Source organism: Limnobaculum xujianqingii, from assembly GCF_013394855.1.
Taxonomy (GTDB): domain Bacteria; phylum Pseudomonadota; class Gammaproteobacteria; order Enterobacterales; family Enterobacteriaceae; genus Limnobaculum; species Limnobaculum xujianqingii.
This window is the reverse complement of record NZ_JABMLK010000001.1, coordinates 874,000-896,812: the sequence shown is the minus strand read 5'-3', so window position 1 is coordinate 896,812 and position 22,813 is coordinate 874,000. Positions and strand designations below refer to the sequence as shown.

General features: G+C 44.2%; 23 protein-coding genes, 1 pseudogene and 1 other annotated feature. Of the genes and pseudogenes, 21 read left to right on the top strand and 3 right to left on the bottom strand.

Annotated elements, in window-relative coordinates; translation table 11 throughout:
* Positions 1-365 precede the first annotated feature (365 nt).
* Both topA and cysB read left to right on the top strand, forming a co-directional pair.
* Positions 366-2,954, top strand: coding sequence for a type I DNA topoisomerase (topA, locus tag GOL65_RS04060; protein ID WP_140920835.1), 2,589 nt, complete (start codon positions 366-368; stop codon positions 2,952-2,954).
* A 244-nt stretch (positions 2,955-3,198) separates the two neighbouring features.
* Entirely contained in the window at positions 3,199-4,173 is a 975-nt protein-coding gene (gene cysB / locus GOL65_RS04055; RefSeq protein ID WP_140920834.1) for an HTH-type transcriptional regulator CysB, read from the top strand.
* Between the two features lie 67 nt (positions 4,174-4,240).
* Here cysB and ribA read toward each other — a convergent pair whose 3' ends face one another.
* A complete protein-coding gene (gene ribA, locus GOL65_RS04050; protein WP_140920833.1) occupies positions 4,241-4,831 on the bottom strand; it encodes a GTP cyclohydrolase II in 591 nt (196 codons plus the stop codon).
* 250 nt (positions 4,832-5,081) lie between these two features.
* On the opposite strand from ribA, the gene pgpB reads away from it, so the two are divergent.
* The 9 genes and pseudogenes from pgpB (at position 5,082) to htpX (ending at position 13,191) form a co-directional block, all read left to right on the top strand.
* Positions 5,082-5,837, top strand: coding sequence for a phosphatidylglycerophosphatase B (gene pgpB / locus GOL65_RS04045; RefSeq protein ID WP_140920832.1), 756 nt, complete (start codon positions 5,082-5,084; stop codon positions 5,835-5,837).
* Between the two features lie 201 nt (positions 5,838-6,038).
* Complete coding sequence (locus tag GOL65_RS04040; protein ID WP_140920831.1) at positions 6,039-6,359, top strand: LapA family protein; 321 nt, start codon at positions 6,039-6,041, stop codon at positions 6,357-6,359.
* 6 nt (positions 6,360-6,365) lie between these two features.
* Positions 6,366-7,535: a lipopolysaccharide assembly protein LapB gene (gene lapB / locus GOL65_RS04035; protein WP_140920830.1), complete on the top strand. Its 1,170-nt coding sequence runs from the start codon at positions 6,366-6,368 to the stop codon at positions 7,533-7,535.
* 61 nt (positions 7,536-7,596) lie between these two features.
* On the top strand, positions 7,597-8,298 hold the full coding sequence (pyrF, locus tag GOL65_RS04030) for an orotidine-5'-phosphate decarboxylase (protein WP_140920829.1): 702 nt from the start codon (positions 7,597-7,599) through the stop codon (positions 8,296-8,298).
* A 16-nt stretch (positions 8,299-8,314) separates the two neighbouring features.
* The gene (gene yciH / locus GOL65_RS04025; RefSeq protein WP_140920828.1) at positions 8,315-8,641 is read left to right on the top strand and encodes a stress response translation initiation inhibitor YciH; all 327 of its coding nucleotides are present in this window, start codon (positions 8,315-8,317) and stop codon (positions 8,639-8,641) included.
* Positions 8,642-8,724: 83 nt separating this feature from the next.
* Positions 8,725-9,183, top strand: coding sequence for a GAF domain-containing protein (locus GOL65_RS04020; RefSeq protein ID WP_140920827.1), 459 nt, complete (start codon positions 8,725-8,727; stop codon positions 9,181-9,183).
* A 133-nt stretch (positions 9,184-9,316) separates the two neighbouring features.
* Positions 9,317-10,012: an RNA chaperone ProQ gene (proQ, locus tag GOL65_RS04015; RefSeq protein WP_140920826.1), complete on the top strand. Its 696-nt coding sequence runs from the start codon at positions 9,317-9,319 to the stop codon at positions 10,010-10,012.
* A 19-nt stretch (positions 10,013-10,031) separates the two neighbouring features.
* Positions 10,032-12,092: a carboxy terminal-processing peptidase gene (gene prc, locus GOL65_RS04010; protein ID WP_140920825.1), complete on the top strand. Its 2,061-nt coding sequence runs from the start codon at positions 10,032-10,034 to the stop codon at positions 12,090-12,092.
* 226 nt (positions 12,093-12,318) lie between these two features.
* Positions 12,319-13,191 (top strand): annotated as a pseudogene (gene htpX, locus GOL65_RS04005) (protease HtpX).
* 53 nt (positions 13,192-13,244) lie between these two features.
* Here the strand turns inward: htpX and GOL65_RS04000 are convergent.
* Positions 13,245-13,658, bottom strand: a complete 414-nt coding sequence (locus GOL65_RS04000; protein ID WP_179038164.1) for a type VI secretion protein — start codon at positions 13,656-13,658, stop codon at positions 13,245-13,247.
* Between the two features lie 301 nt (positions 13,659-13,959).
* Complete coding sequence (gene purR, locus GOL65_RS03995) at positions 13,960-14,976, bottom strand: HTH-type transcriptional repressor PurR (RefSeq protein ID WP_140920823.1); 1,017 nt, start codon at positions 14,974-14,976, stop codon at positions 13,960-13,962.
* 168 nt (positions 14,977-15,144) lie between these two features.
* Between purR and cydH the strand changes: the two genes are divergently transcribed.
* From cydH to pheS, 10 genes are all read left to right on the top strand, one after another.
* Positions 15,145-15,363 carry a cytochrome bd-I oxidase subunit CydH gene (gene cydH, locus GOL65_RS22545; RefSeq protein ID WP_130591149.1) on the top strand — a complete coding sequence of 73 codons (219 nt, stop codon included), beginning with the start codon at positions 15,145-15,147 and terminating at the stop codon, positions 15,361-15,363.
* Between the two features lie 185 nt (positions 15,364-15,548).
* A complete protein-coding gene (locus GOL65_RS03985) occupies positions 15,549-16,094 on the top strand; it encodes a YniB family protein (RefSeq protein ID WP_140920822.1) in 546 nt (181 codons plus the stop codon).
* A gap of 206 nt (positions 16,095-16,300) precedes the next feature.
* A complete protein-coding gene (locus GOL65_RS03980; protein WP_140920821.1) occupies positions 16,301-17,170 on the top strand; it encodes a fructosamine kinase family protein in 870 nt (289 codons plus the stop codon).
* 73 nt (positions 17,171-17,243) lie between these two features.
* The gene (locus GOL65_RS03975; RefSeq protein WP_140920820.1) at positions 17,244-18,032 is read left to right on the top strand and encodes a DUF2071 domain-containing protein; all 789 of its coding nucleotides are present in this window, start codon (positions 17,244-17,246) and stop codon (positions 18,030-18,032) included.
* 259 nt (positions 18,033-18,291) lie between these two features.
* The gene (thrS, locus tag GOL65_RS03970; RefSeq protein WP_140920819.1) at positions 18,292-20,220 is read left to right on the top strand and encodes a threonine--tRNA ligase; all 1,929 of its coding nucleotides are present in this window, start codon (positions 18,292-18,294) and stop codon (positions 20,218-20,220) included.
* A gap of 3 nt (positions 20,221-20,223) precedes the next feature.
* Positions 20,224-20,766 (top strand): translation initiation factor IF-3, encoded by a 543-nt coding sequence (gene infC, locus GOL65_RS03965; RefSeq protein ID WP_130591155.1) that lies wholly within the window; start codon positions 20,224-20,226, stop codon positions 20,764-20,766.
* Positions 20,767-20,863: 97 nt separating this feature from the next.
* Positions 20,864-21,061, top strand: a complete 198-nt coding sequence (rpmI, locus tag GOL65_RS03960; protein ID WP_029095034.1) for a 50S ribosomal protein L35 — start codon at positions 20,864-20,866, stop codon at positions 21,059-21,061.
* A gap of 37 nt (positions 21,062-21,098) precedes the next feature.
* Positions 21,099-21,455: a 50S ribosomal protein L20 gene (rplT, locus tag GOL65_RS03955; RefSeq protein WP_027273088.1), complete on the top strand. Its 357-nt coding sequence runs from the start codon at positions 21,099-21,101 to the stop codon at positions 21,453-21,455.
* A gap of 145 nt (positions 21,456-21,600) precedes the next feature.
* Positions 21,601-21,723: a sequence feature (Phe leader region), on the top strand.
* Positions 21,606-21,650 carry a pheST operon leader peptide PheM gene (gene pheM / locus GOL65_RS03950; RefSeq protein ID WP_152537847.1) on the top strand — a complete coding sequence of 15 codons (45 nt, stop codon included), beginning with the start codon at positions 21,606-21,608 and terminating at the stop codon, positions 21,648-21,650. Its footprint overlaps the feature before it by 45 nt.
* 97 nt (positions 21,724-21,820) lie before the next feature.
* Positions 21,821-22,804, top strand: a complete 984-nt coding sequence (gene pheS / locus GOL65_RS03945) for a phenylalanine--tRNA ligase subunit alpha (RefSeq protein ID WP_140920818.1) — start codon at positions 21,821-21,823, stop codon at positions 22,802-22,804.
* Positions 22,805-22,813 lie beyond the last annotated feature (9 nt).

The window sequence follows — 22,813 nt, the reverse complement described above, 5'->3', positions numbered from 1 at the left end:
CAATTTTTACGGATGGGCTATTTTAGTCACCTGTGCCTGCCAGAGCAATGCGTTAAATGAGTTGTGAGAGTGCATTTTTTCTGGTTTGACAGGATGTGGTATTACCGATAAAAACGGTATCAATATGCTAATTTTGTTGCGTAGCGCTTTTTATCAGGTACAGTTATGGGCTTTCAACAGCAGAGTCTGCATGATGTTGGGTGGTGTTAACTGATTGTAAGTAATATCAATATCACCCGAAATTTGGCGTTACAGGTTGAGATTCTGTATTTTCGCTACAATATAGAAGCCATGCTTTCTCATCATTTTGCTGAAATTGAAATGTTGAGTTTCATTTAGAAGGACTAATTTAGGTAAACAATATTATGGGTAAAGCGCTCGTCATTGTGGAGTCCCCGGCTAAGGCCAAAACGATTAATAAATATTTAGGAAATGACTACGTGGTTAAGTCCAGCGTCGGTCATATCCGGGATTTGCCAACGAGTGGTTCGGTAACTAAAAGCAGCCCTGCAGCAAAAGGTACCAAAGTAAAAAAGGATGCTAAACAGGCGTTGGTTAACCGAATGGGAATCGATCCCTATCATGACTGGGCAGCGCATTATGAAATTTTGCCTGGTAAAGAAAAAGTCGTCGCGGAACTGAAAGCGTTAGCTGAAAAAGCCGATACCATCTATCTCGCAACCGACCTTGACCGCGAAGGGGAAGCCATAGCGTGGCACCTGCGGGAAGTTATTGGTGGTGACGATAATCGCTATCGTAGGGTTGTGTTTAACGAAATTACCAAGAATGCGATTCGTCAGGCGTTTGAAGAGCCAGGCGAACTGAATATCGACCGGGTTAATGCTCAACAGGCGCGTCGTTTTATGGACCGCGTAGTAGGGTATATGGTTTCTCCATTATTATGGAAAAAGATTGCCCGTGGTTTATCAGCCGGTCGGGTGCAGTCTGTTGCCGTGCGTCTGGTGGTGGAACGTGAACGTGAAATCAAAGCCTTTGTTCCTGAAGAGTATTGGGAACTGCACGCTGATTTAAGTCATGGTAAAGATGTTCCTCTGCAAATGCAGGTAACGCATTTTAATGATAAAGCGTTTAAGCCGGTTACCCGTGATGAAACGCATGCTGCGGTAGCATTGCTGGAAAAAGCGCACTACGAAGTGTTGGAGCGCGAAGATAAACCAACCAGCAGTAAACCAAGTGCTCCATTTATTACTTCTACACTGCAACAGGCTGCCAGTACTCGTCTGGGTTTTGGAGTGAAGAAAACCATGATGATGGCTCAGCGTCTGTATGAAGCGGGTCATATCACTTATATGCGTACTGACTCAACCAACCTGAGTCAGGATGCTCTGGCAATGGTACGCGGCTATATCACCGACAATTTTGGTGATAAATATTTGCCTGAACAGCCAAACCAATACAGCAGCAAAGAGAACTCACAGGAAGCGCACGAAGCAATTCGTCCTTCTGATGTGAATGTTCAGGCTGAGCAGCTAAAAGATATGGAAGCGGACGCACAGCGTCTGTATCAGTTGATCTGGCGTCAGTTTGTCTCTTGTCAGATGACTCCAGCTAAATATGATTCCACTACGCTGACGGTCAAAGCAGGTGACTTCCTGCTTAAAGCCAAAGGTCGTACGCTGCGTTTTGATGGCTGGACTAAAGTACTGCCTGCATTACGTAAAAACGATGAGGATAAAGCCTTACCGGTGATCGCAGTAGGTACTGCACTTAAGTTAGAGCAGTTATTACCAGGACAACACTTTACTAAACCACCGGCGCGTTTTAGCGAAGCCTCGTTGGTTAAAGAACTGGAAAAACGCGGTATTGGTCGTCCATCTACCTATGCGTCGATTATTTCGACCATTCAGGACCGGGGCTATGTTCATACGGAAAACCGTCGTTTTTATGCGGAAAAAATGGGTGAAATTGTTACCGATCGTCTGGAAGAGAACTTCCGTGACTTAATGGATTACGATTTTACTGCCCGTATGGAAAACGATCTGGACAGCGTGGCAACAAACAAAGCTTCCTGGAAAACAGTACTGAACAATTTCTTCAGCGAATTCAATAATCAACTGGAGAAGGCGGAGCAGGAACCAGAAGAAGGTGGTATGCGGCCTAATCAGGTGGTGCTGACCTCTATTGATTGTCCAACCTGTAGCCGTAAAATGGGTATTCGTACCGCCAGTACTGGTGTATTCCTGGGTTGTTCTGGTTATGCATTACCGCCGAAAGAGCGCTGTAAGCAGACCATCAATCTGATCCCTGAATCTGAAGTGCTAAACGTACTTGAAGGGGATGATGCCGAAACTAACGCATTACGTGCCCGCCATCGTTGTAAAAAATGTGGCACGGCAATGGACAGCTACCTGATCGACAATCAGCGTAAACTTCATGTTTGTGGTAATAACCCTGAATGTGATGGTTATGAGATTGAAGAGGGTGAGTTCCGCATTAAAGGTTATGACGGTCCGGTGATTGAATGTGAGAAATGCGGCTCTGAGATGCACCTGAAAGTAGGGCGTTTTGGTAAGTACATGGGCTGTACTAACCCGGATTGTAAAAATACCCGTAAGATTTTACGTAACGGCGATATAGCACCACCAAAAGAAGATCCGGTTCCATTACCTGAATTGCCTTGCGAAAAATCAGACGCCTATTTTGTGTTGCGTGACGGAGCGGCAGGGGTATTCCTGGCGGCTAACACCTTCCCTAAATCTCGCGAAACGCGTGCACCAACGGTAGAAGAGCTACGTCGCTTTAAAGATCGTTTACCAGAGAAGCTTAGCTATCTGGCCGATGCTCCGGTTGCCGATCCTGAAGGTAACAAAGCAATTGTTCGTTTTAGCCGTAAAACTAAGCAGCAATATGTAGCATCTGAAAAAAATGGTAAAGCGACCGGTTGGTCAGTGTTCTATGCGGATGGTAAGTGGGCCGAAGCACCGAAAAAGTAACGAAAGTTGCTGATTAAGTAGAATATTACTTGATATATAACGCCCTGTGTGTCATTTAACTGCAGGGCGTTTTTATTTTTCTGCCAAACGGCGGGTAAAATTAAGTCAGATTATCTGATAGCGTTTTTAACACCCGGTTAAACCTTCAGTGGCGTGATGAAAGGGATGTATTCACTGAACTGGACAAGGGAATATAACTTCTTATTTTCAGTATTGAGATACTTGTTAAGTGGTGGTGTAAAGCATGAAATTACAACAACTTCGCTATATTGTTGAAGTGGTGAATCATGATCTTAACGTTTCTTCTACAGCCGAGCGCCTTTATACCTCGCAGCCCGGTATCAGCAAGCAAGTTCGAATGCTGGAAGATGAACTGGGCATCCAGATTTTTACCCGCAGTGGTAAACATTTAACCGAAGTTACTCCAGCCGGGCAAGAGGTGGTACGTATTGCCCGTGAAGTGTTATCCAAAATAGACGCTATTAAGTCGGTTGCCGGTGAGCATACTTATCCCGACCAAGGCTCCCTGTATGTCGCCACAACGCATACTCAGGCGCGTTATGCGTTGCCAAAATCCATTAAAACCTTTATTGAACGCTATCCTAAAGTTTCACTGCATATGCATCAGGGATCGCCAACTCAAATAGCGGAAGCTGTATCAAAAGGTAATGCTGATTTTGCGATTGCTACAGAAGCATTACATCTGTATGAAGATTTAGTTATGTTGCCTTGTTACCACTGGAATAGGGCGATTGTTGTGAAGTCCGATCATCCATTAGCCAATAAAAAGCAGGTTAGTATTAAAGAGCTGGCTGAATATCAGTTAGTGACTTATACCTTTGGCTTTACCGGTCGTTCTGAATTGGATATCGCTTTTAGCCGGGCAGGATTAACGCCAAAAATTGTGTTTACAGCCACCGATGCAGATGTGATTAAAACTTACGTTCGTTTAGGTTTGGGGGTCGGTGTTCTGGCAAATATGGCGGTCGACCCAATCGAAGATCCCGATCTGGTAGCATTGGATGCCAGCCATATCTTCTCTCACAGTACCACCAAAATAGGTTTTCGCCGTACTACGTTCCTGCGTAGCTATATGTACAGCTTCATTGAGGGTTTTGCGCCACACTTAACCCGTGATGTGGTTGATAAAGCGGTAGCAGCGAGAACTCAGGAAGAGGTCGATGCGCTGTTTAAAAATATTGAGTTACCGGTGAGATAATTTCCAGACGCCAAAACGACAAAGCCCACCAATTGGTGGGCTTTGTGTTGATTGAATTACAGCGTAATTATTTGGACAGCAAATGCCCCATCTTGGCAGCTTTAGTATCCAGATACTTTTCATTTTTAGGGTTACGACCAACCTGCAACGGTACTCGCTCAACAATATTGATACCAGCACCAGTCAGAATCTCAACTTTCTTTGGATTATTGGTTAGCAGGCGAACAGAATCCACATTCAGCAATTTGAACATATCCGCACACAGAGTAAAGTCGCGTTCATCAGCGGCAAAACCTAACTGATGATTGGCTTCAACCGTATCCGCCCCTTTGTCCTGAAGAGCATAGGCACGAATTTTATTTAACAAGCCGATATTACGACCTTCCTGACGATGATAGAGCAGAATGCCGCGACCTTCTTCAGCGATATGCTGCAGAGCAGTCTCAAGCTGAAAGCCACAATCACAGCGTAAGCTAAATAATGCATCGCCAGTCAGGCATTCTGAATGAATTCGGGCTAAAACAGGTTTTGGATCGCTGATGTCACCAAATACCAATGCTACATGGTCATGCCCTGTGGCCAGCTCTTCAAAACCGACCATCAGAAAATCGCCCCATGGTGTCGGTAGTTTGGCTTCTGCCACTCTTTTTAGCTGCATGATACTCTCCAATAACCTATTGCTACGTTATGAACCCTGTTATTTCGCGAAGACACGGCGAAAATAAACAGCAATTCTAATGCTTATGACTTTATCAGTCGGATAAAGCGTATCAGTATAATCTAATCAAATGAATTTTGTTGCTGAATAGTTAAGAAAAAATCCGCCGGTCAGAGGCGGTATTTTTACTCTTTTAGCCATTTTTGTGGGATTATAGACCGCTGTTATTATATCAGAACTGAGAAGTAATATGTTAAGCGGGCTTGCAAAGCGAATATCTGTTGGGGTTTTAATCCTTTTGGTGATGCCAGTATTGGTCTGGTTTATCGACTGGACATGGACACCTAATGAAGACAATCCTATTCTTAAACCATTATTCTGGATGACAGAAACCGCCAGTTCTCCCTGGGGGGCTATTACCAGTGTGGTACTGGCGTTGTGGTTTGTCTGGCGTTTGCGACTTGCATTTAAACCGGGCGCGTTACTGATTGCTATACTAGCGGTAACAATCGTTGGCGGCCAAGGAGTAAAGTCAGCCATCAAAGAAACCATGGAAGAACCTCGTCCATTTGTTCTTTGGATGGAAGATGAATTTCAACTTGATGATAATGCCTTTTATGCGTTACCACGCAAAGAGCGCGCTCGCATTGTTGAACAACATCTTAAAGGTGAAGAACGTGTCCCACCCTGGTTGTCTAAACACTGGGAACGGGAAACTGGTTACTCTTTTCCATCAGGCCATACGCTATTTACCGCAACCTGGGCACTGTTGGGGATAGGAATGCTGTTGCCTCGTCGCCGCTATATCAGTGCTGTTGTATTGATGGTTTGGGCGATTACTGTTGCTGGTAGCCGACTGTTGCTTGGCATGCACTGGCCGGAAGATTTAATTGTTTCGATTTTACTCAGTGGGTTATTTGCTTTTCTGGCCAGTTGGGCGGCAGCGTTTTGGGTGTTTTCTCCCGGACAGATAGCAGTGAACATTGCTGAAAAGTGCGAAGAATAGTAAATACAAAACAATACTATTCGCCACGACTCTCCTGAGTCAGTAAGATTGTGTGATAGTATTATTAGATTATGTCAGTGATAAACAGCTCACGGAAAGAAAGAGAGATTTTCTATCTGTGAGTAGAAATGCTAAGTTATAGAACATTAATCAAGTATTCTTGGTATAATTCATCCGTTTATCTCTATTTTGGATAGCATTGTGAAATATTTAATAATTGGACTCATCGCCATTGTTATTCTGGTTATCTCAGTAACATTAGGCGCACATAATGAACAGGTCGTTACGTTCAACTTCCTGATTGCCAAAGGGGATTATGCTTTATCCACCTTATTGGCAATACTATTTGGCGGTGGCTTTATTCTGGGTTGGCTGGTTAGTGGTCTGTTTTATCTGCGTTTACGCTTGCGTTTAGGTCGTGCAGAACGTCAGATTAAACGCCTGCAGCAAGCTGCAACACCTTCTCCGTCATCGGTCAGCGAGCCTGCACCAGTGGCGTTGCCGCAACCCACAAAGGAATAAGGCTGTATGCTAGAACTGCTGTTTCTGTTGTTGCCCGTAGCTGCCGCATATGGCTGGTATATGGGCCGAAGAGGCGTACAACAGGAGCGGCAGCAGGAAGCGAATAAACTGTCCCGTGGATATGTGGATGGGGTTAACTTCCTGCTTTCTAACCAACAAGATAAAGCCGTTGATCTCTTTGTCGATATGTTAAAAGAGGACGGCGGCGCTTTTGAAGCCCACCTGACTTTAGGCAACTTATTCCGTTCCCGGGGTGAAGTTGACCGAGCTATCCGTATTCACCAGTCTTTGATTGAAAGTGCTTCTCTGACATTTGAACAGCGTTTGCTGGTTACTCAGCAATTAGGCTGGGACTATATGGCAGCAGGACTTTACGATCGTGCAGAGCAGATGTTTATCCAGCTAATTGATGAAGCAGATTTCCGTGTTCCTGCATTGAAGCAGTTGCTGATTATTTATCAGGCAACCAGCGACTGGCAGCAGGCAATTGAGATGGCCGAGAAATTGGTTAAAGCCGGAAAAGATGAGTTTCGTCTTGAAATTGCTCATTTTTATTGTGAGCTGGCTTTACAGGCAATGGGTTCTGAAGATCTGGACAAAGCAATGGGACTGCTGAAGAAAGCAGCCTCTGCTGACAAAAACTGTGCCCGGGTATCGATTATGTCTGGTCGTATCTGGATTGCACGCGGTGATGATATCAAAGCAATTAACGAGCTCGAGCGAGTAATCGATCAGGATAAAGATTTTGTCAGCGAAACCATTGGCATGCTGTATGAGTGCTACCAACGATTACAGCAGCCCGAACGCTGGATAGAGTATTTGAAGCGCTGTGTAGCCGAAAATACCGGTTCAGAAGCAGAATTAAGACTGGCGGATATGCTGGAACAAACAGAAGGGCGAGATGTGGCTCAAACCTATATCAATCGCCAGTTACAGCTTCATCCAACTACCCGCGGCTTCTATCGCCTGATGGATTATCAACTGGCGGAAGCTGAAGAAGGGCGAGCCAAAGAGAGTCTGATTGTGTTACGAGAAATGGTGGGTGAGCAAATTCGTATCCGCCCACGTTATCGCTGTGAAAAGTGTGGACTGACAGCTAATTCGCTTTACTGGCACTGTCCTTCTTGTCGGGCGTGGTCAACGGTAAAACCTATTCGTGGATTAGACGGTCAATAAACAGATAATAGCCTGATAGCGATCGGGCTTTTTTAGTAAGAATGCATTACAGGAAAACAGTATGTCGATGTCGACTTCACCCATAATTGTTGCTCTGGATTACGATAATCAGCGTTCAGCGCTTGAACTGGCCGATAAAATAGAGCCTAAAGATTGCCGGCTGAAAATTGGTAAAGAGATGTTTTCTCTTTGTGGTCCTGATTTGGTTCGTGAGTTACATCATCGTGGTTTTGATGTTTTTTTGGATCTGAAATTTCATGATATTCCCAACACCGTAGCCAAGAGCGTTGCGGCGGCAGCTGAATTGGGCGTCTGGATGGTTGATGTGCATGCCTGCGGCGGTGCTCGTATGTTAGAGGCAGCGAAAAAAGCACTTTTGCCTTATGGTGATTCTGCACCTAAGCTAATTGCCGTTACGGTATTAACCAGTATGGATGAAAGTGACTTACGGGGAATTGGAATAACGTCCTCGCTGGAAGAACATGCAGAAAGATTGGCGCGTTTAGTAAAAGATAACGGCCTTGATGGTGTAGTATGTTCAGCCCATGAAGCTCGTCATCTGAAGTCACTGTTAGGCACTAAATTTCAGTTAGTTACTCCGGGTATTCGTCCGGTAGGTAGTGATATTGGCGATCAGCGCCGGGTAATGACGCCTCCACAGGCACTGGATGCAGGTGTCGACTATATGGTGATTGGTCGTCCCATTACACAATCAGCTAATCCAGCTCAGGCTTTGCAGGATATTCTGGCCAGCCTGGCATAATTTATATGGCACGATCATGACAGATAATAACAGTCGTTTAGTCTATTCTACTGATTCTGGTCGAATTGCGCCGGAAGAGGTTAAAGTTGAACGTCCAAAAGGTGATGGTGTTGTCAGAATCCAACGGCAAACCAGCGGACGTAAAGGTAAAGGTGTTTGTATTATCACTGGTTTGGATCTCGATGATACTGAATTGCAAAAACTGGCTGCTGAGTTAAAGAAAAAATGCGGTTGTGGTGGTGCAGTGAAAGACGGTCTGATTGAAATTCAAGGTGATAAACGCGATGAGTTAAAAGTGCTGCTAGAATATAAAGGATTCAAAGTTAAACTGGCCGGTGGTTGAGTTTAAATACTGGAATTTTGGAATGATATCTCACTTTTGCAGTCAAATTTTTGGCAGTCTGTTTTATAGTTTATGTTGATAAAATGAATAAAAAAGCGTTTTATACCGAGTTGCACCGAGATCTGTCTGCTCTGATTGCAGGGGAGCCAGATTTGATAGCCACATTTGCTAATGCCAGTGCACTCTTATTTGAGCGACTGGAAGCGGTTAACTGGGCTGGTTTTTACCTGTTACAGGGTGACGTACTGGTTCTGGGACCTTTTCAGGGAAAAATTGCCTGTACGCGTATTCCTGTTGGTCGGGGTGTTTGCGGTACGGCAGTGAAAGAAAATCGAATTCAACGTATTGATGACGTTCATCAATTTGAAGGACACATTACCTGTGATAGTGCAAGCAATGCGGAGATAGTGCTTCCTGTTTATCAGGGAAATAACATTATCGCTGTTTTAGATATAGATAGTACGGTATTTGGTCGTTTTGATAGTGATGATCAACATGGTCTGGAAAATATTGCTGCGTTGCTTTCTCAACATATCAGCTAATATTTACCGACGGTTATCATCATTAGTTTAAACTTGAAGTGCGGATAACGTAGCTTTTACTAAAAGCGTGATTATAATGGCGCGTAATCTACGCCTGCGCTTTTGGGTGAGTTCGTTGTAATCAGGAAATTTCATGGAAAATCAACCTAAGTTGAACAGCAGTAAAGAAGTAATTGCCTATCTGGCAGAAAAATTCCCGCTTTGTTTTACCCTTGAGGGTGAAGCCCGGCCTCTGAAAATTGGAATCTTTCAGGATGTCGTAACCCGACTGCCTGAAGAAACCTTATTCAGTAAAACACAATTACGTACTGCGTTACGCTTATATACTTCCAGCTGGCGTTATTTGCACGGTCTTAAATTAAATGCTCAGCGTGTTGATTTAGACGGTGCAGATTGTGGTCTGCTGGAAGAGCAGCACGTAGAGCATGCGCGTAAGCAACTGGAAGAGGCAAAAGCCCGAGTCCAGGCTCAACGTGCAGCACAACGTAAAGAGTCAGGAGAAGCTCCTCAGGCTCGCCGTCCTCGTCCTGCTGCTAAAAAAGCGACACCGGATAGCAAAGCTGCTCAGTCATCGTCTCAATCAAAAGCGAAGGCAAAACCTGCTCCTGCACGCTCTACTGCTCCCGCTCCCGCAGCTAAAGTGGTTGAAAAACTCCGTCCAGCTTCTGCTGCCGATATTGCTGCACTTAAAACCGGGCAAAATGTCAAAGTACGTGCAGGTCAGAGCGCCATGGATGCAACTGTTCTTGAAATCGCTAAAGATGGCGTTCGGGTTCAACTTGCTTCGGGTTTAGCTATGCTGGTTCGAGCAGAGCATTTACAGTTTTAAGTTGGAGGTCAGCCAAAGCATGAGTAACTTAATCCGGTTAACGGCCATTGCAAGCTTATTTCTCGCAGGATTAAGTTATGCTAAGGAAACGACGATAACCCGTGTCGATCAACTGCCTGTTTTAAAACAGGAAGGGCAGCATGCCACGGTTAGTGAACGGGTAACTTCACGTTTTACACGTTCACACTATCGTCAATTTGACCTAGATGATGCATTTTCAGAAAAAATCTTTAATCGTTATTTGAATGTTTTGGATTTTAGTCACAATGTTTTGTTGGCTTCGGATATCGCTAAGTTTGCCGATAAAAAGACCAAGCTGGATGACGAGTTAAAGTCCGGGCAATTGGATACAGCTTACGATCTGTACAATTATGCTCAGAAGCGCCGCTTTGAACGCTTAACCTATGCTTTAACGCTACTGGATAAGCCAATGACGTTTGATGGCGATGACTCAATTGAAGTTGATCGCAGCAAAGCCCCATGGCCAACCAGCGTAGAAGAACTGGATAAGCTGTGGTATGAAAAAGTCAAATATGACGAACTCAACCTGAAATTGGCAGGTAAAGAGTGGCCAGAAATCAAAGATATTCTGACCAAGCGTTATCAGTCCGCCATTAAGCGTTTAAGCCAGGCGAAAAGTGAAGACGTTTTCCAGTCTTTCATTAACGCTTTTGCCCGTGAAATCGATCCTCATACCAGTTATCTTTCACCTCGAAATACCGAGCAATTTAATACGGAAATGAGCCTTTCTCTGGAAGGTATCGGTGCTGTATTACAGATGGAAGATGACTATACGCAAATCAACTCACTGGTTGCCGGTGGACCTGCGGCCAAGAGTAAATCCATTGCCGTTGGTGATAAAATTGTTGGCGTAGGCCAGCAGGATAAACCAATGGTTGATGTTATTGGTTGGCGTCTGGATGATGTAGTTGCGTTAATTAAAGGGCCAAAAGGCAGTAAGGTTCGTCTGGAGATTTTACCCGCAGCGAAAGGGGCAAAATCGAAGACAGTGGTGTTGACACGTGAACGTATTCGTCTGGAAGATCGCGCAGTTAAGATGACGCTGAAAACCGTTGGTAAGAAGAAGGTTGGGGTACTGGATATTCCAGGTTTCTACGTTGGTCTGACGGAAGATGTTAAAACTCAACTGCAAAAACTGACTAAGCAAAATGTCGACAGCATCATTATTGATTTGCGTACTAACGGTGGTGGAGCATTAACCGAAGCGGTTTCTTTGTCCGGATTATTTATTCCAAGCGGTCCGGTAGTGCAGGTTCGTGATAACAACGGAAAGATTCGTGAAGATAGCGATACCGATGGCATTGTTTATTACAAAGGTCCATTGGTAGTGTTGGTCGATCGTTTTAGCGCCTCGGCATCAGAAATTTTTGCTGCAGCAATGCAAGACTATGGTCGTGCACTGATTGTTGGAGAACCAACCTTTGGTAAAGGTACCGTACAACAGCATCGTGCATTAAACCGTATTTATGATCAAATGTTGCGTCCTGACTGGCCTGAACTGGGCTCAGTGCAATATACCATTCAAAAATTCTACCGTATTAACGGTGGCAGTACCCAACGCAAAGGGGTAACGCCAGATATCATCATGCCTACGGGTATCGATCCGGTAGAGACGGGTGAAAGCTTTGAAGATAATGCATTGCCTTGGGATAGCGTTGATAAAGCTACATACTCGCTATTAGGTGATGAGTCTCGCTACATTCCAATCCTGAAGAAAAATTATGATGAGCGGATTGCTAAAGATCCGGAGTTCCAGTTCATCATGCAGGATATTGCCCGTTACAAGGCAAATAAAGATAAGCGTGCCACAATTTCACTGAACTATGCCAAACGCGAAAAAGAGAGCAGTGAGGATGATGCAATTCGTTTGAAACGCATCAACGATCGTCTGGAGCGTGAAGGTAAGAGTAAGCTGAAGTCGCTGGAAGATTTACCAAAAGATTATAAGGAAGCCGATCCTTATCTGGATGAGACGGTATTGATTGCAGTAGATTTGGCAGATTTAGAAAAGAATGATGCTGCACAAGCAACCGCGACAGCTGCGGTGAAGAAAGATTAAGTAGCAACATTTTTAATGCAACACATGAAAGGCGCTCTCTGAGCGCCTTTTTTATCGCCATCAGAAATCACGTAAAGAGAGCGAAATGTGAAGTTAATCACCTGTCATTGTAAAGTTATGATCTAATTGTTATGTGAGTGTTGTTCACACTTGAATTTTGAATATTAGCCCATAAGATCTGTGTGGTAAGAACATTATTTTATTTCTCTGAGGAAACTATCATTTTATGATGCGTATAGCGTTATTTTTATTAACAAACCTCGCAGTTATGGTGGTTTTTGGCATAGTGCTGAGTTTAACCGGCATTCAGGGACGTAGCGTTCAGGGATTGATGATCATGGCCGGTTTATTTGGCTTTGGTGGTGCATTCGTCTCGTTGTTGATGTCAAAGTGGATGGCGTTGCGTTCTGTTGGTGGGCAGGTTATTGAACAACCGGCGAATGAAGTTGAACGCTGGTTAGTTGAAACCGTCAGACGCCAGTCACAGCAGGCCGGTATTGCAATGCCACAGGTAGCTATTTATCAGGCTCCTGATATTAACGCATTTGCAACGGGAGCCAGACGAGATGCCTCTTTGGTTGCCGTTAGTACCGGATTATTACAAAACATGAGCCGTGATGAAGCAGAAGCGGTACTGGCTCATGAAATCAGCCATGTTGCTAACGGTGATATGGTCACCATGACTCTGATTCAGGGCGTGGTAAACACCTTCGTAATTTTTGCTTCACGCCTGATTGCTCAAGTGGCAGCCGGTTTTATGAATCGCGATAACGAAAGTTCATCAGGCAACACCATGGTCTATTTTATCGTGTCTATGGTGCTGGAACTGGTATTTGGTATTTTGGCCAGCATTATTACGATGTGGTTCTCCCGCCATCGTGAATATAAGGCGGATGCCGGTTCGGCTAAGCTGGTAGGTCGTGAGAAGATGATAGCTGCACTGTAACGCCTGAAAACCAGCTACGAGCCGCAGGAAGGCTCTACTATGATGGCATTTTGTATTAACGGTAAGTCAAAAACCTTTAGTGAACTGTTTTTGTCTCATCCACCATTAGACAAGCGTATTGAAGCATTGCGTGCAGGTACCCATCTGAAGTAATAAAACGTTGGATATCTATTATGAATCAGGGAGCCTTATGGCTCCCTGATTTTTTAATCTTCAAACAGATACACATCATCATCCCGGAATTCTAACTTAGGATGGCGAATATCATTCAGTATTAAGCGATGAGCACCTTTACTTTTATAACCGGCAAACAGGATTAGAGAGTCGGCGGGTTTACCGGAGATAGGGACATTTTTTACGGTAATTTGCGAACCAGGCAACATTTTTACTGGCCATACTATTAAATTGTCATGGTTCTCTTTTAGCAACTGCTGTTTTTGCTCAAACCACTGGCTGGCGCTGAGCGCTTCTATCTTTTTCACCAGTTTATCATTGCGCACGGCAACAAAATCGACATTCAATGGTTTACCATCATTGGCTTTATCCGTCACGCTAAGCTGGGCTGAACTCATTCCAACATGAGATGGCATAAAAGAGCAGGCAGATAACGTCAAACTCATGGTGGCTAAGATTATCCCAAAACGCAGGGAGCGAAAGCGATGGGGCAATGTTGAAAATATCATAATGTGACCACTTGTTATTCAAAGCCTGTATGTATGCTTTTATCAGACTTTAAACGAGGGATTTAAATCCTGTACCTGATTAATACATCTATTAAAATATAGGCCGATATGCAGACTGAATCAAACTGGCAGTTATGTTATTAGGCTGGAGGCGTGATAAATCAAGGCAATTTAGAGCAAGGAAGGTGCTCCAAAACCAATGGTGGAAATTGATTCTGGAGCAAAAATTTAGTGATGACTATTTTTTCAAATAAGGGCCATCAGTAACAGATTTTCGTTCAACCAGTTCAGGGTGTAGTTCAATAGAGTGGGACGTTTCACGCTTATTGATAATCCTGTCTAATAACATATCCAGCGCCATTACAGCCAGACTCTCTTTTGGCTGTTGAATGGTAGTTAGCGGTGGATTATAGAAACGAGTATGACGAATGTTGTCATAACCAATGACTGAAATATCTTCTGGTACGCTAAAACCCATATCTCCGGCAGCGCACAGAGCGCCCATTGCAATAACATCACCACCGCAGAACAAGGCAGTAGGGCGTTTTTTCAGCTTCATAAGTTTCATCACGCCATCGTAGCCTTCCTGAGGTTGGAAGTCTGCTTCGATAATCCACTCAGGGAGAATCTCAATATTGGCTTCTTTCAGTGCATGAAGAAAACCTTTGTGACGCTCACGGCCGGTAAATTCATTTAGCTGACCGGTGATGGTTGCGATTTCCCGATGGCCGCGATCTATCAAATAACGGGCAGCCAGATAACCACCATGAAAGCCATTATCTTCGATATTATCGGTAAAGTTGCTGTGTTTGTTCCAGTCCATTACCATCATAGGAATTGCGTGGTAATTCTCTAACAGTGAGAGTAACGGAGGATGATATTCGGAACACATGACTAACAGGCCATCAACACGCTTTTGTGCCAACATAGCCAGATAGGCCTGTTGCTTTTCCAGGTCGTTTTGTGTGTTACATAAAATCAGCGTATAGCCTTTTTTATAGCAGGCTTCTTCAACCGCCTGAATCACTTCGGCAAAATAGGGTGAGCCGCTGGCGGTAGCCAACAGACCAATGGTTTTGGTGTTATTTACCTTCAGACTACGGGCAACGGCGCTGGGTGAATAACTAAGCTCTTTAATGGCTGCCCATACGGCAGCTTTGGTATCTTCAGCGACAAAACGCGTTTTATTAATAACGTGGGAGACCGTGGTGGTTGAAACACCAGCATGTTTTGCCACATCTTTTATAGTTGCCATGAAACAGAGCACTCCTGAGCTTATACTGGTATCACATACAGTGTAAGCTGATATGTTAACGTTTGCTTTTGTTTATAACCAACGCATTACACATTAAAAGCAAAACGGTGTAGAATTCCTTGAACCATCACTGTTTGTGGCTTATATGCCTTTCAGTGATAACAGGCGATGAATTTTGGCGCATTTGATACAAAAGTCCAAGAGATATCATGGAAAAATCGCTTTGGGGTATACATTTTTGTTAAGCGCTTTACAATGATTCCCGTGTCTAATCACGTTTACATAAAGGAAAAAGATATGTCTGCTGAATTGAGATGGTCACTGAGCACAGTAGTTTTCGCTTTATTTGTTATCGTTACTTACAGTCTGATTGCGGTAACTCACTAATATATTAAAAGCTCGATACATGATATGTATCGAGCTTTATACTTTCTGGTGGAGTGATAAATATTGTTGTTTAACAATGTGATATGAGCCTCTCTGGAAACCATCATATTATGTTCCATTAAACTGGAACATAATTTTTTTGTGATTGATTTGATAAAGAATCGGTGTTTCAACATGGAGGCAGAATGACTCACCAACAGGCCAGTACAGTCGCGTTGATTAAACGTATTGCTGGGATCATTATTTTTATTCCGGCATTTATATCGACGATCATCTCTGTACTGAAGTATCTGGTTGCACCTAAAACCAATATGCAAGAGATGACCGCAATGATTATGGATTTTCTACAGGTCATTATTAAAATTGCGCGTCAGTACACTTCATTTCTGGAGTATTTTTGGGTCAATTCCCCAATACCTGACATTAGTAATTGGTCTGCCAGCGGTAGCGTATGGTTCATTGTGATCTTCTTGCTAATGTTTGTCGGCTTGGCGCTACAGGCCTCCGGTGCTCGTTTGGCTAAGCGCGTGTATAACGTGAGAGAAGGGGTAAGAGAAAGAGCCATACTGGAAGCGATGAATGGCGATGAAGCCCGTTCATTCAAGGATCTGGAAAAACTGATCTCAATACCTAATACCTCAATCTTTGCCCAATTTGGGTTGTTGTATGTTTCTCCGGTTTTATGGGGTATTTTTATCTATATCATCCTGTATCTGATCAATCGGCTTTAATATTCCCTCATTGCCTTCTACGCTTAATGCTACAGACCGGTAATTATACCGCGTCTGTAGGTTAATCTTTGGGTCTCCTGCGGCCTGCGATATCAAAATCAACATGTAGCGATCTTTTTAGACCAAAGCTGTGCATTGGATCGAAGTTTCGCTGGAATCAAAAGGTTAACCTGAGTCTATCTTGATCATAACCTTGGGGTGATGTCATGTGGCAATCCGTCAGTCGTTTATTAAGTGAGTATCTGGGTGAGGCTTATACAATTACTGAAAAGGAGGAGCTATCAGGAGGTGATATTCATCATGCTCGCCGGGTAAGCAACGGCAAAAAAGAGGTTTTTATCAAGTATGACACGCGGGATATTCTACCTATCTTCAATGCGGAGTTCGATCAGCTTACGGCTTTAGCTAAGAGTGGTACGGTTCGGGTACCAGAGGTTTATGGTGTTGGTTACGATCGAGACTTTAGCTTTCTGTTGCTGGAATATCTGCCGTTAAAACCATTGGATGCCCATCATGCTTATTGTTTGGGACAGCAATTGGCTCGATTACACCAGTGGAGTGACCAACCTCAGTTTGGGTTGGATTTTGACAGTGATTTGGCAACCACGCCACAGCCTAACCGCTGGCAGCGTTACTGGAATGTGTTCTTTGCCGAACAGCGCATCGGGTGGCAGCTTCAACTGGCCGATGAAAAAGGGCTACACTATGGCGATATTGATACCATTATCGATATTGTCAGCCATCGACTAAAAAGCCATCATCCACAACCATCTTTACTTCACGGCGACTTATGGCCAGCAAACTGTGGTGTAAGTGCGGTGGGGCCGATAATCTTTGATCCGGCATGCTACTGGGGCGATCGTGAGTGTGATTTAGCTATGTTGCCGCTGTATCCTGATTTACCACCGCAAATATACGATGGCTATCAGAGCGTTTGGCCGTTACCTGCCAGCTTTATCGATCGCCAACCGTTATATCAACTTTACTATTTATTAAACCGGGCCAATTTATTTGGCGGTGAACATATTCAGGTCGCACAACAGGCGGTAGAACAGCTATTTGGCGATGAATTGTAATTATCGATGAGACTCTGCCAAAATAGCTTTGGCAGAGTTTTTAGTTATTGGCACTGATAATCAGGGAGTGATAGTGCAGATACCACTATTTTTTGAAGATTTCCTTCATCCTCAACCTAAGCCAACAGGCATTGATGTTTTTTGTCGACTGAAACACTTTTCCATTATCACGTATGCAATAGATCCCCAGCGGTTTGACGGTTTGATTTCAGAACGTTTTAAACTGGATACCATTATGATTGATGGTCAGGAGAAAGGGCTATTGTCAGTGGTACCTTTCGTTGATGTCGATTTTACCTCTGCGGTTTATCCTTTCCCAAAATTTACCATGGGACAAACCAACTATCGCATTTATGTGATTGATACGGTAACAGGAGAGAAATGCGTCTGGTTTTTGGGCACGACACTGGATTCGTGGACGCTGTTTGTTCCCCGGCTATTATGGAATTTGCCCTGGTACAGTGGAAAAGTCATGTTTGACTGTGAATATGACGAAAAACTGGCTTGCTATACTAAATACCGAATGGAAACTCAGGCAGAATGGGCATCAGCCAGTGTGGAGCTAGCTCATAACCTTGATGATACGATTACGCTTCCCGGATTTCCCGATCTGGAAACCGGCATGGTTTATCTGACTCATCCACTGAACGGATTTTTTTATCGTCGTGATGGAAAATTGGGTAGTTATCAGGTCTGGCATAAACAGCTTAATGTCTCACCAGGGCGCCTGATAAACGCACGTTTTGACCTGTTAATCCGATTAGGATTACTGACTGAATCTGAACAACAATCCCCCTATAACGTATTAATTTATCCGATTAATGAATTTACCGTTTATCTTCCACCACGACAGGTTCGTTAATTATGTTCAATTGATCCGGCGAGTTATCTCTTGTGTTATCAGGCTTTTTTATTTTGTACTATCCAGCCACGGTACTCAGTGGTAAAATTCGCCCTTCGTTTTTATAAAACGTAAACCGACAAGTCAATGTGTGTACACAATTGAGTGGCCATTCGATAATTGTGAGTCGAAAAAGGCATCAGTCCATTGATTTAAATATAAAAAATATTGTTTGCATGTGATCTTGCGTATGGGTCACCACTGTAACTAAGGAATTATAATGCCAGTTATTACTCTTCCTGATGGAAGCCAACGTCAGTATGACCATGCTGTTTCAGTTATGGATATTGCTCGTGATATCGGTCCCGGTCTGGCTAAAGCCTGTATCGCCGGTCGTATTAACGGTGAGCGCATTGACGCTTGCGATCTGATTGAAAACGACGCCAATCTGGAAATTATTACCGCCAAAGATGATGATGGCCTGGAAATTATCCGCCACTCATGTGCGCATCTGTTAGGCCACGCAATCAAACAGCTTTGGCCTGATACTAAAATGGCAATTGGTCCAACCATTGATAATGGTTTTTACTACGACGTTGATATCGACAGGACGTTAAATCAGGAAGATATTGATCTGCTTGAACAGCGCATGATGGAGCTGGTTAAGAAAGATTACGACGTAATCAAGAAAAAGGTTAGCTGGCAAGAAGCACGGGATACTTTCGAATCTCGTGGTGAAATTTATAAATTACGTATTCTTGATGAAAACATCAGCCGTGACGCTCATCCGGCGCTGTATCATCATGAAGAATATATCGACATGTGTCGTGGTCCACACGTGCCGAACATGCGTTTCTGTCATAACTTTAAGCTGCAAAAAGTTTCCGGAGCTTACTGGCGTGGTGACAGCAATAATAAAATGCTGCAGCGTATTTATGGCACCGCATGGGCTGATAAAAAACAATTAGCGGCTTATTTGCTGCGTCTGGAAGAAGCTGCCAAGCGTGACCATCGCCGTATCGGTAAGCAGCTTGACCTGTATCATATGCAGGAAGAAGCGCCGGGTATGGTGTTCTGGCACAACGATGGCTGGACAATTTTCCGCGAGCTGGAAGCCTTTGTGCGTATGAAGCTCAGAGAATACGATTATCAGGAAGTGAAAGGGCCATTTATGATGGACCGCGTGCTGTGGGAAAAAACCGGGCACTGGGAAAACTATAAAGAAGCTATGTTCACAACTTCTTCAGAGAACCGTGAATACTGTATTAAGCCAATGAATTGCCCGGGACACGTGCAGATTTTCAATCAGGGTCTAAAATCATATCGTGACCTGCCGTTGAGAATGGCTGAGTTTGGTAGCTGCCATCGTAATGAACCTTCTGGTTCTCTGCATGGTTTAATGCGAGTTCGTGGCTTTACTCAGGACGATGCGCATATTTTCTGTACCGAAGAGCAGGTGAGAGAAGAAGTAACCAGCTGTATTAAAATGGTTTACGATCTGTATAGCACTTTTGGTTTTGAAAATATTAGTGTAAAACTATCAACTCGCCCTGCAAAGCGCATTGGTACTGATGCTATGTGGGACAGAGCCGAGCACGATCTGGCCGAAGCATTGACAGCGAACGGTCTGGAATTTGATTATCAGCCGGGCGAAGGGGCATTTTACGGTCCTAAAATTGAATTTACTTTGCATGATAGTTTGGATCGTGCATGGCAGTGTGGTACTGTGCAGCTCGACTTTTCATTACCAGAGCGTTTAAGCGCTTCTTTTGTTGGTGAAGATAACGAGCGTCACGTGCCGGTGATGATTCACCGCGCCATTTTAGGTTCATTAGAACGCTTTATCGGTATTCTGACTGAAGAATGTGCAGGTTTCTTCCCGACATGGTTGGCTCCGCAGCAAGTAGTGGTAATGAATATTACCGATGCTCAGGCCGGATATGTCGAAGAATTAACGAAAAAACTTCAGGCTGCTGGCATTCGTGCTAAAGCGGACTTGAGAAATGAGAAAATAGGCTTTAAAATCCGCGAACATACTCTACGACGTGTGCCCTATATGTTAGTCTGCGGCGACAAAGAGGTAGAAGCTGGCAAAATTGCCGTGCGTACCCGCCGTGGCAAAGACTTAGGCAGTCTTGACGTAAGTTACGTGATTGAAAAACTGCAACAAGAAATTCGCAGTCGTAGTCTTAATCAACTGGAGGAATAAGGTATTAAAGGCGGAAAAAGAGTTCAAACAGCGCGTCCTAATCGCATAAACAACGAGATTCGCGCCCGTGAAGTGCGACTAACAGGCATCGATGGCGAGCAATTGGGGATTGTTAGTCTGAATGAAGCACTGCAAAAAGCAGAAGAAGCTGGTGTTGATCTGGTAGAGATCAGCCCAAATGCTGAGCCGCCAGTTTGCCGGGTCATGGACTACGGCAAATTCCTCTATGAAAAGAGTAAGGCTACGAAAGAGCAGAAGAAAAAACAAAAAGTTGTCCAGATCAAGGAAATTAAATTCCGACCTGGTACAGATGATGGCGACTATCAGGTAAAACTCCGCAGCCTGATTCGCTTTCTGGAAGAGGGTGATAAAGCTAAAATCACACTGCGTTTCCGCGGTCGTGAGATGGCTCACCAGCAGATTGGTATGGAAGTGCTTAACCGCGTCCGTGACGATCTCGTCGAATTGGCTGTTGTTGAATCCTACCCAAGTAGGATTGAAGGACGCCAAATGGTGATGGTGCTCGCCCCTAAGAAGAAACAGTAAGGCATACAAGTAATAAGATCCGGGTGGTTAACGCCATCCGGATTTTATTCGCCCAACTGGTTCGTTTTATTAACAATGCGAAGTGGATATATTTAAAATGCCAAAGATCAAAACTGTGCGTGGCGCAGCTAAGCGCTTTAAAAAAACCGCCTCTGGTGGTTTTAAGCGTAAGCATGCCAACCTACGTCATATTCTGACTAAAAAAGCTACTAAGCGTAAACGTCACCTGCGTCCGAAAGGTCTGGTCTCCAAAGGGGATCTGGGTCTGGTCGTGGCATGTCTGCCATACGCATAACTTTTAATTCAGATAATAAGTCGATAGGAGAGAGCATATGGCTCGCGTAAAACGTGGTGTAATCGCACGTGCACGTCACAAGAAAATAATGAAGCAAGCGAAAGGTTACTACGGTGCCCGTTCGCGCGTATATCGTGTTGCCTTCCAGGCAGTAATCAAAGCAGGACAATATGCTTACCGTGACCGTCGTCAACGTAAGCGTCAGTTCCGTCAGCTGTGGATTGCACGTATTAACGCTGCTGCCCGTCAAAACGGTTTATCTTACAGCCGTTTCATCAATGGCCTGAAAAAGGCTTCTGTTGAAATCGACCGTAAGATTCTGGCTGATATCGCAGTATTCGACAAAGTGGCATTTGCTGCTTTAGTTGAAAAAGCAAAATCAGTTCTGGCGTAAGTCAGATGAAAGAGGGGGTGAAAACTCCCTCTTTTACTTTTTTTGCTTAAATACGTGAAATTGAAGAGTATTCGTAGTATTGTCAGTCGCAGTACATTTTATCAGCTTGATTTCTAATACTAACCAGAATAATAACAAGGTAACGCAAGTATGAATTCTGCTATTTTCCGTTTCTTCTTTTACTTTAGCACCTGATACCAGGAGGCTTGCGCGTAAGAGAAGAAACGGAAACTAGCGCCAAAAGCCTCCTGATGGAGGCTTTTTTGTTGCCTGAAGTAATATTGATAATTAACAGTATCGTTGTTTTATAAACCGGGTTTCATTACCAGATATCGGAACTCCAGAGCCGGAAGAAGAGGAAAATAATGCCACATCTCGCTGAACTGGTTGCCAATGCAAAGGCGGCTATAGAAGAAGCCCATGATGTTGCCGCGTTAGATTTAGTTCGCGTGGAATATTTAGGCAAGAAAGGTCACCTGACGCTGCAAATGACATCGCTGCGCGATGTTCCCGCAGAAGAGCGTCCTGCCGCCGGGCAGGTCATCAATCAAGCCAAGCAAGAAGTTCAGGATGCACTGAACGCTCGTAAATACACACTGGAATCAGCGGCGCTGAATGCCCGTCTGGCAGAAGAGACCATTGATGTGTCTTTACCGGGTCGTCGTATGGAAAATGGCGGGTTACATCCGGTAACGCGAACCATTGACCGTATTGCTGACTTCTTTGGTGAACTGGGTTTTGCCGTAGCTAACGGCCCTGAAATTGAAGATGACTATCATAACTTTGATGCTCTGAATATTCCTGGTCATCACCCGGCACGAGCGGATCACGATACCTTCTGGTTTGATGCCAAACGCCTGTTGCGTACTCAGACTTCTGGTGTACAGATTCGAACCATGAATCATCAACAGCCGCCAATTCGCATTATTGCTCCGGGCCGCGTATATCGTAATGATTACGATCAGACGCATACCCCGATGTTCCATCAAATGGAAGGGCTGATTGTTGATAAAGACATCAGCTTTACCAATCTGAAGGGAACCATTCACGATTTCCTGCAGAATTTTTTCGAAGAAGATTTACAGGTGCGTTTCCGCCCATCTTATTTCCCGTTTACTGAACCTTCGGCAGAAGTGGATGTAATGGGCAAAAACGGTAAATGGCTGGAAGTGCTGGGCTGCGGTATGGTGCATCCAAATGTATTGCGCGGCGTGGGTATTGATCCTGAAATTTACTCGGGATTCGCCTTCGGTATGGGCATGGAACGTTTAGCTATGCTTCGTTACGGTGTCACCGATTTGCGTGCCTTCTTTGAAAACGATCTTCGTTTCTTAAAACAATTTAAATAATAGCAGGAG